This window comes from Novosphingobium sp. UBA1939 (assembly GCF_002336885.1).
In the GTDB taxonomy this organism is placed as follows: Bacteria; Pseudomonadota; Alphaproteobacteria; order Sphingomonadales; family Sphingomonadaceae; genus Novosphingobium.
The window spans coordinates 2808-11415 of sequence record NZ_DDFB01000014.1; the positions used below are offsets into that span (position 1 = coordinate 2808).

7 protein-coding genes and 2 pseudogenes are annotated in these 8608 nt (G+C 66.0%); 4 read left to right on the top strand and 5 right to left on the bottom strand.

Features of this window, described 5'->3' with window-relative positions:
* A partial coding sequence (locus tag B3547_RS02590) for an ATP-binding protein (RefSeq protein ID WP_414690483.1) occupies positions 1-485 on the bottom strand: 485 nt, incomplete at its 3' end.
* 176 nt (positions 486-661) lie between these two features.
* Between B3547_RS02590 and B3547_RS02595 the strand changes: the two genes are divergently transcribed.
* The 3 genes from B3547_RS02595 to B3547_RS02605 all read left to right on the top strand — a co-directional run bounded on the left by B3547_RS02595 (position 662) and on the right by B3547_RS02605 (position 4465).
* Positions 662-2122 carry a M20/M25/M40 family metallo-hydrolase gene (locus tag B3547_RS02595; RefSeq protein ID WP_292959868.1) on the top strand — a complete coding sequence of 487 codons (1461 nt, stop codon included), beginning with the start codon at positions 662-664 and terminating at the stop codon, positions 2120-2122.
* 40 nt (positions 2123-2162) lie between these two features.
* A complete protein-coding gene (locus B3547_RS02600) occupies positions 2163-3608 on the top strand; it encodes a M20/M25/M40 family metallo-hydrolase (RefSeq protein ID WP_292959869.1) in 1446 nt (481 codons plus the stop codon).
* 248 nt (positions 3609-3856) lie between these two features.
* Positions 3857-4465 (top strand): HNH endonuclease, encoded by a 609-nt coding sequence (locus B3547_RS02605; RefSeq protein ID WP_124809955.1) that lies wholly within the window; start codon positions 3857-3859, stop codon positions 4463-4465.
* Positions 4466-4469: 4 nt separating this feature from the next.
* Here the strand turns inward: B3547_RS02605 and B3547_RS02610 are convergent, their stop codons facing one another.
* The 4 genes and pseudogenes from B3547_RS02610 to B3547_RS02625 all read right to left on the bottom strand — a co-directional run bounded on the left by B3547_RS02610 (position 4470) and on the right by B3547_RS02625 (position 7798).
* The gene (locus B3547_RS02610) at positions 4470-4811 is read right to left on the bottom strand and encodes an ArsR/SmtB family transcription factor (RefSeq protein WP_124809956.1); all 342 of its coding nucleotides are present in this window, start codon (positions 4809-4811) and stop codon (positions 4470-4472) included.
* Between the two features lie 169 nt (positions 4812-4980).
* Positions 4981-5091, bottom strand: a complete 111-nt coding sequence (gene cydX / locus B3547_RS02615; RefSeq protein WP_124809957.1) for a cytochrome bd-I oxidase subunit CydX — start codon at positions 5089-5091, stop codon at positions 4981-4983.
* 12 nt (positions 5092-5103) lie between these two features.
* Positions 5104-6252, bottom strand: a complete 1149-nt coding sequence (gene cydB, locus B3547_RS02620; RefSeq protein WP_125954587.1) for a cytochrome d ubiquinol oxidase subunit II — start codon at positions 6250-6252, stop codon at positions 5104-5106.
* Between the two features lie 12 nt (positions 6253-6264).
* Positions 6265-7798 (bottom strand): annotated as a pseudogene (locus tag B3547_RS02625) (cytochrome ubiquinol oxidase subunit I).
* A 439-nt stretch (positions 7799-8237) separates the two neighbouring features.
* On the opposite strand from B3547_RS02625, the pseudogene B3547_RS02630 reads away from it, so the two are divergent.
* A pseudogene (locus B3547_RS02630) lies at positions 8238-8608 on the top strand (cysteine ABC transporter permease); the annotation flags it as partial.

An 8608-nucleotide genomic window follows, 5' to 3' on the forward strand; every position in this document is an offset into this window, starting at 1 on the left:
TCGCCATGGGCGAACTTCATCCAGTGTTCCTCGCCATCGCGCCAGATGGTGAGTTCCAGCCATTCCGACAGCGCGTTGACCACCGAGACGCCGACGCCATGGAGGCCGCCCGAAACCTTGTAGGCGTTGTCGTCGCTGGTGTTCTCGAACTTTCCGCCGGCGTGCAGCTGGGTCATGATGACCTCGGCCGCCGACACGCCCTCTTCGGCGTGGATGCCGGTGGGGATGCCGCGCCCGTTGTCCTCGACCGAGACAGAACCGTCCGGGTTCAGCTCGATCAGCACCAGGTCGCAATGCCCGGCCAGCGCCTCGTCGATCGCGTTGTCGGAAACCTCGAACACCATGTGGTGCAGGCCCGACCCGTCGTCGGTATCGCCGATGTACATCCCCGGCCGCTTGCGAACCGCATCAAGACCCTTGAGGACCTTGATCGAATCCGCGCCGTAGGAATTGGTGTTCGGGGTGTTTTCTGAAGAGCTGGCCATACCGAGCATATAGGCAGAGCCGCGCCCAAGCCCAAGCGAAAGAGCCCTGATGCGGGGGATTTTCCACAAGGAATGGTCACAAATCCGCACGGTTTGCCGCGATCGGCCGCGCGCGCGCGAAAAAGGCATTGCCGGGCCGCTTCCCAAGGGCCGGGAATGATGCTGAAACGGGCGCCATGGAAACGCTTTTTCAGGGGATAGGAATGCGTTCGTTCCGCTTTGGCGCCCTGGCCGCCAGCCTGCTTGCCGCCACACTCATGACACCAGCCGCCCACGCGGCCGACGCGCCCGCACCGCTGCGCGCCGATCAGGCGAAGTTCCGCGAACTCTACAAGGAATTCGTGGAGACCGACACGTCGATCACCACCGGCAGCTGCACCGCGCTGGCCGACAAGATCGAAGGCCATCTCAAGGCCGCCGGCTTCGCCGACACGCAGATCACCCGCTTCGCCGTGCCCGATCATCCCAAGGAAGGCGGGCTGGTCGTGGTGCTGCCGGGCAGTTCGAAGACGCTCAAGCCCATCCTCCTGCTTGGCCATCTCGACGTGGTCGTCGCCAAGCGCGAGGACTGGACCCGTGATCCCTACCAGTTCATCGAGGAAAACGGCTATTTCTATGGCCGCGGCGTGGCCGACATGAAGGCGATGGACGCCATCTGGGTCGACATGCTGACGCGCTTCAAGTCTGAAGGCTATCGCCCCAAACGCACGCTCAAGCTGGCGCTGACCTGCGGCGAGGAGACGAGCTGGGCGTTCAACGGGGTGCGCTGGCTGGCGGAGAACCGGCGCGACCTGATCGACGCCGAATTCGCGCTGAACGAAGGCGGCGGCGGCCGCACCGACGGATCGCCCGAAGGCAAGGTGATCCAGCAGAACCTGCACGTCGGCGAAAAGGTCGTCGCCAACTTCAAGATCGAGGCGACCAATCCCGGCGGCCACAGTTCGATACCGATCCGCGACAACGCGATCTACGAACTGTCGGACGCGCTGGTGAAGCTGCGGGACTACGAATTCCCGCTGATGCTGAACGATACCACGCGCGGCTATTTCGCGAAGCTGGGCGCCACGCGCAACGACGCGATCGGCAAGGCCATGCTGGCGATCGTGGCCAACCCGGCCGACAAGCAGGCCGAAGCCACGCTCAACACCGACCGCTCGTTCCATTCGATGCTGCGCACGACCTGCGTCGCCACGCTGCTCGAAGGCGGCCACGCCAACAACGCGCTGCCGCAGCGCGCGGCGGCCACGGTCAACTGCCGCATCTTCCCCGGCGTCTCGTTCGAAGCCGTGCAGAAGACGCTGACCGACGTGATCGCCGATCCGCGGATGACGGTGACCAAGATCGACGATCGCGGCCCGCTGCCCAAGGCGCCGCCGCTGACTCCGCAGATCCTGGGTCCGGCCGAGAAGCTGGTGGCGAAGTACTATCCGGGCGTACCGCTGGTCCCGGTGATGTCCACCGGCGCCACCGACGGCATCTACCTCGAAGCGGTGGGGATTCCGTCCTATGGCCCGCCGGGCCTCTATGGCGATCCCGACGGCAACGGCGCGCACGGCCTCAACGAGCGGATGCGCGCCAAGGCCGTCTATACCGGCCGCGATTTCCTGACCGATCTGGTCAAGGCCTACGCCGGCTGAGGGCGACGCGGACATGAGCGGGCAAGCAGGGGGAGGAACGATGACGAAGCGATCCGGATGGCGCTCCAGGGTGGCCGGGCTGGCCCTGGCGGGGCTGCTGATGGCATCGACCGGCGCGCAGGCGGCGGAAGCGCCGCTGCGGCCGGACCAGGTACGGTTCCGCGACCTGTTCCGCGAATTGATCGAAACCAACACCACGCTTTCAGCGGGCAGTTGCACGCTCGCGGCCGAGCGCATGGCCGCCCACTTGCGCGCGGCCGGGCTGCCCGAAAGCCAGATCACGCTGTTCAGCACGCCCGAACACCCCAAGGACGGCGGCCTCGTCGCGGTCTATCCCGGCACGTCGAAGACGCTGAAGCCGCTGCTCGCGATCGCCCATATCGACGTGGTGGAGGCCAAGCGCGAGGACTGGGAGCGCGATCCCTTCAAGCTGGTCGAGGAAGACGGCTACTTCTACGGGCGCGGCACGGGCGACGTGAAATCGATGGCGGCGATGCTGGTCGATACGCTGATCCGCTTCCGGGAAAGCGGCTACAAGCCCGCCCGCACGGTCAAGATCGCGCTCACCTGCGGCGAGGAGACCAACGGCGCGTTCAACGGCGCGGAATGGCTCGCCGCCAACCGGCGCGACCTGATCGATGCCGAATTCGCGCTGAACGAGGGCGGCGGCGGCACCACCGACGGACGCGCCGTGGCCGCCGGGGGCAAGGTGGTGGAGCAGACCATCCAGGTCGGCGAAAAGACCTTCGGCAACTACCGGCTGGAAACGCGCAATCCCGGCGGCCATAGTTCGGTGCCCCGGCCGGACAACGCGATCTACCAGCTCGCCCACGCGCTCGACCGGGTGGAAGCACATGAATTTCCGGTGGAATTCACCGATACCACCCGCGCCTATTTCCGCGCGGCGGGCGCGGCGCGCAACGATGCCATCGGCAAGGCGATGGTCGCGCTCGCGGCCAACCCGACGGACAAGGCGGCGGAAGCGGTGGTCAATACCGACCCGTTCCTGCATTCGAACCTGCGCACGACCTGCGTCGCCACGATGCTGGATGGCGGCCATGCCCGCAACGCGCTGCCCCAGCGTGCCGGCGCCAACATCAACTGCCGCATCTTTCCCGGCCATTCGGTCGAAGCGATCCGGGGCGAACTGGCCGCGATCATCGGCGATCCGGGCGTGACCGTCACCGCGCTGGCGCCGCTGCGCCCCTCGCCACCCCCGCCGCCCCTATCGCCCAAGGTGATCGATCCGGCGCGCAAGCTGGTGGCGAAGTATTTCCCCGGCGTCCCGCTCGTGCCGGTGATGGCCAACGGCTACACCGATTCCACGTTCCTGGGCGCCGTGGGCATTCCGACCTATGGCGTTCCCGGCATGTGGGGTGATCCCGACGGCAACGGCGCCCATGGCTTGAACGAAAGGATCGAGGTGCGCTCGCTGTTCGTCGGCCGCGATTTCCTGTTCGATCTGATCAAGGCCTATGCCGGCTGAAGGCAGCGCGACCCGACGCTGCCCGGCGCCCTCCCTGCGGGACAAGCTGTGGATAGCGCGGGGACAAGGCTCTTGACGCATCCTGCCCTGCCGTGTTCCTTGGCTGGCATGCGTCACGAAGCGGTCACGCAGATTTTCCACATACCCACGCAGGCGGGCATTCCTCCTGCTGCCGCTGCCCGCTCTGGCAGGCCCTGGTTCGCTGAACCGGAGCCGGCAAGGCAGGTTTGCGGGAGACGCGCCGGAGCATGCTTCATACCGCGTTGATAGAGCGGGCGGCTGCGGCCAGGCCCCATAGCGGCGATGCCGCGCGGAACCTGTCGGGTTGCCCCGCGCTTGTCCTCAATGCCGATTACACCCCCTTGAGCTACTATCCGCTCAGCCTGTGGCCGTGGCAGACCGCGATCAAGGCCGTGTTCCTGGAGCGGGTGGACATCATCGCCACGTATGACCGCGAGGTGCACAGCCCTTCGCTGGACATGAAGATCCCTTCCGTGATCGCGCTGCGCCAGTACGTGCGGCCCAGCGAGTTTCCGGCCTTCACCCGCTTCAACCTGTTCCTGCGCGACCGGTTCGTGTGCCAGTATTGCGGCAGCCCGGACCAGCTGACGTTCGATCACGTGGTACCCCGCCGCCTGGGCGGCCGCACCACCTGGGAAAACGTGTCGACCGCCTGTGCGCCGTGCAACCTGCGCAAGGGCGGGCGGACGCCGAAGCAGGCCCACATGCGGCTGATGGAGGAACCGATCCGGCCCACCACCTGGCAATTGCAGGAAAAGGGCCGGGCGTTCCCGCCCAACTACCTGCACGCGAGCTGGCGCGACTGGCTGTACTGGGACGTTGAACTGGAAAGCTGAAGGTTCAGGCCGCCGCCTGCCCCGCATCCCGCCCGCTGTCGCCCTGCTGATCGCAGATGATGCACAAGGCATGGATGATCGCGCGGACCACCGGGTCCTTCAGGCTGTAGAACCGGGTCTGCGCCTCGCCACGGATTGCCACCACGCCTTCCTCGCGCAGCATGGCGAGATGCTGCGACACGGCCGATTGCGACAGGCCGGTCAGCGCGACCAGCTCGTTCACCGATACCTCGCCCTCGTCCATCCGGCACAGCATGAGCAGCCGTTCGGGATGGCTCATGATCTTGAGCCGCTGGGCCATGCGGTTGGCGTTGGCCTTCAGGTCGGAGAGGTCTGCTGGCTTCATGACTTCCGTGACGTAAGTGTTTCGCGACGCCACACAAGCCCCGCCACCGGCACAAACACACCAAAATCCGCCTGATCGGTCAAAAGAAGGGGCGGGAAGCCGCACAGGCCCCCGCCCCCAGCGCGCGGGACCATGACAGTCCCGGCAGGGTCCGGATCGGTTGATCGCGTCAGATCGCGGGATCGTCGTCGATCGGCGAGTTGAATTCGTGCCACATGCCGTTGATGATGCCAAAGGCCAGCGCCAGGCCCAGGCCGAGAATCCACGAAAAATACCACATCGGTCCGTATCCTCAGTAGAAATCGGGGTTGGTGCGGACATCCTCGATCGTCACGCGGCCGAACAGCACGCTCATGACCCAGCTTGTATAGGCCAGCACGATCGGCAGGAGAATCACCGTCACCAGCAGCATGACGAACAGCGTGAGGTGGCTCGACGAGGCGTTCCACACCGTCAGGCTCGATCGCGGATCGATCGAACTGGGCAGGATGAACGGGAACATCGACAGGCCGACGGTGGCGATGATGCCCACCGTCGCCAGCGCGGACCCGATCAGGTTCAGCACGGAACTGCGCCCGCGGATGCCCGCCAGCGCGATCGCCGGACCGCCGAGGCCCAGCAACGGCGCGACCAGCATCCAGGGATGCGCACCGTAATTGGCCAGCCATGCGCCGGGCGCCGCCGCCGCGCTGGAAAAGCGCGGATTGGAAGGCCCGGCGGCGTCGATCAACCCGTCCAGGCGGAAACCCAGTCCGCCCTTGGCCACGATCAACCCACCCGCCGCGAACAACACGATCGAGCCGATTGCCGCCCAGGTGCCGATCCGCCGCGCGCGTTCCATCACCGGGCCGTCCTCGATCTTCACCGCCAGCCAACCCGCGCCGTGGAGCACGACCATCGTCACCGACAGCAGGCCGGTGAGCAGCGTGAAGGGCGTGAACAGGCCCAGCAGCGTGCCTTCGTAGGTTACGCGCAAGTCGCTATCCAGCCGAAACGGCGCGCCGGCCAGGACGTTGCCCACGGCCACGCCGAATACCAGCGCAGGCACGAAGCCGCCGATGAACAGCGCCCAGTCCCACCGCGCGCGCCAGCCCGCATCGGGCTTCTTGGAGCGGTACTTGAACGCCACCGGTCGCAGGATCAGCGACGCCAGCACCAGGAACATGGCGAGGTAGAAGCCGGAGAAGCTCACGGCGTAGACGAACGGCCAGGCGGCGAAGATCGCGCCACCGCCCAGGATCAGCCATACCTGATGGCCTTCCCAGTGCGGCGCCACCGCGTTGATGACCAGCCGGCGCTCCTCGTCGTCCTTGCCGACGAACGGCAGCAGCGCCGCCACGCCAAGGTCGTAACCGTCGGTCAGCGCGAAGCCGATCAGCAGCGTGCCCAGCAGCACCCACCAGATCAGGCGCAGCGTTTCATAGTCGAGCGGGATACCCATGCGCCTGTCTCCTTATTCCGCCGGCAGCGGCGCGAAGCCGCCGTTCATGCCGTGCTGCGCAGCCGGCGCGTGATGTTCGACCGGTCCCTTGCGGATCGACGCGAGCATCAGCCGCACCTCGATCACCGCCAGCGTGCCGTAGAGCAGCGTGAAGCCGGCGATCGTCGCCCAGACCTGCGCGACCGTCAGCGAGGATGCGCCGAGGAAGGTCGGCAGCACGCCGTCCACCGCCCACGGCTGACGGCCGATTTCCGCCAGCACCCAGCCGAACTCGATCGCCAGCCACGGCAGCGGAATGATCGCCACCGCCACGCGCAGGAACCATGTGCGGTTGAACTGGCAGACCGATGCGCACCAGAAGGCCGCCGCGAAGAAGGCGATGAAGAAGAAGCCCAGCCCCGCCATGAAGCGGAACAGCCAGAACATCACCGGCACGTTGGGCACGGTGTCCCACGCGGCCTTGAGGATCTGCGCGTCACTCGCCTGGCGCGGATCGGCCAGATGCCGCTTGAGCAGCAGGGCATAGCCGAGATCAGCCTTGTGCTTCTCGAACGTTGCGCGCGCGGCGATGTCGTTCCGGTCGACCTTCAGCTTCTCCACCGCGTCATAGGCGATCAACCCGCTGTGGATGCGCTGGTCGGCGCGCAGCACCAGTTCGTTGATGCCGGTCACCTCGCCCGTCAGGCTGCGCGTGGAGATCAGGCCGAGGACATAGGGGACCTTGATGTCGAACCGCGTTTCCTGCGCCTGCATGTCGGGGATGCCGAACAGCGAAAGCCCGGCCGGCGCCGGTTCGGTGTGCCACATCGATTCGATCGCGGCGAGCTTCATCTTCTGGTTGTCGGTAAGGGCGTAACCCGATTCGTCGCCCAGCACGACGACCGACAGCGACGAGGCAAGGCCGAACGCGGCCGCCACCATCATCGACCGGCGGGCGACGTTGGTCCACTTGCCCTTGAGCAGGTACCACGCCGAAACGCCCATCACGAAGACCGAGGCGCATACATAGCCCGCGCTGACGGTGTGGACGAACTTGGCCTGCGCCACCGGATTGAACAGCACCGTATAGAAGTCGGTCACTTCCATGCGCATCGTGTCGGGATTGAACGTCGCGCCCACCGGGTTCTGCATCCAGCNNGTTGGCGATCAGGATCCACAGCGCGGAAAGGTTGGTGCCCAGCGCGGTCAGGAAGGTCACCAGCAGGTGCCCGATCTTCGACAGCCGGTCCCAGCCGAAGAACATCAGGCCCACGAACGTCGCTTCGAGGAAGAAGGCCATCAGCCCCTCGATCGCCAGCGGCGCGCCGAAGATGTCTCCAACGTAGTGGGAATAGTACGACCAGTTCGTGCCGAACTCGAATTCCATGGTAAGGCCCGTGGCCACACCCAGCACGAAATTGATTCCGAACAGCTTGCCCCAGAAGCGCGTNNTCTCCATGATGACGAGCATGAACGAAAGGCCAAGCGTAAGCGGCACGAAAAGGAAGTGGTACATGGCCGTCAGCGCGAACTGAAGGCGGGAAAGCTCTACGACTGCCATATCCATCTGGCATGTTCCCCGTTAATTGGCCGGCAGATTGCGGGGCGGCATGGTTGGTGCCACTGGGCCGGCGCCGGAGGTTTGACTCAAACCCTTGATCAATTACAATATTTACTAATATAAGACTTTACGAATATGTCAAGCAGCGCAATTTCCCAAATGCCTGAAAGAAAACGCCGCGGCGCGGGCCGCGCCGGCGCCTGGTGGCTTCTGGACAGCGCGGGCGCAGTGGCCGTTGCCCTTGCGCTGGCCATCATCGTGGGCCGGCGGGCGGAAGGACATCATGCTTTGGTATGGGTCTTGCTCCTGCTGGCGGGTGGAGCGTTGCGCGCCTTCGCTGTCGCCCGCGCCCGCATCAGCGGGCAAATCGCCGCCAATGCGGAAAAACGAATGGTGCGNNAGGCTGCAACGCGCACGCCTTGTCGGCGAGGACCTACACCTCGCCGTGGACGCGGTCGATGTGACAGAAGGTCTCACCGCGCGCTTCTCCCCCTTGCGTCTGGCGGCAGCCATTTCGCCCTTTCTTATCGCGCTTGCGGCCGCGCCTGCAAGCATGATCGCCGCCGGCATCATGCTGATAACGCTGGCGCCGTTCGGCCTGGCCATGGCGCTCGCCGGATCGGCCGCGCGCCGCGCCGCCGATGCCCAGCACCAGGCGCTGTCCCGGCTTTCGGGCCTGTTCGTCGACCGCGTCCGCACGCTGCCGGCGATTCTGGCGTTCGGGGCGGAGGCGCGCGTGGCCGCGCACCTGGGCACGGCGTCCGCCGATGTCGCGCGGCGCACGCTGGCCGTGCTGCGCATCGCCTTCCTGTCGAG

Bases quoted from the DNA above. Each gene is read 5' to 3' on its own strand.
- cydB (WP_125954587.1), bottom strand. From the start codon at position 6,252: ATGGGTATCCCGCTCGACTATGAAACGCTGCGCCTGATCTGGTGGGTG.
- B3547_RS02610 (WP_124809956.1), bottom strand. From the start codon at position 4,811: ATGAAGCCAGCAGACCTCTCCGACCTGAAGGCCAACGCCAACCGCATG.
- cydX (WP_124809957.1), bottom strand. From the start codon at position 5,091: ATGTGGTATTTTTCGTGGATTCTCGGCCTGGGCCTGGCGCTGGCCTTT.
- B3547_RS02600 (WP_292959869.1), top strand. From the start codon at position 2,163: ATGACGAAGCGATCCGGATGGCGCTCCAGGGTGGCCGGGCTGGCCCTG.
- B3547_RS02595 (WP_292959868.1), top strand. From the start codon at position 662: ATGGAAACGCTTTTTCAGGGGATAGGAATGCGTTCGTTCCGCTTTGGC.
- B3547_RS02605 (WP_124809955.1), top strand. From the start codon at position 3,857: ATGCTTCATACCGCGTTGATAGAGCGGGCGGCTGCGGCCAGGCCCCAT.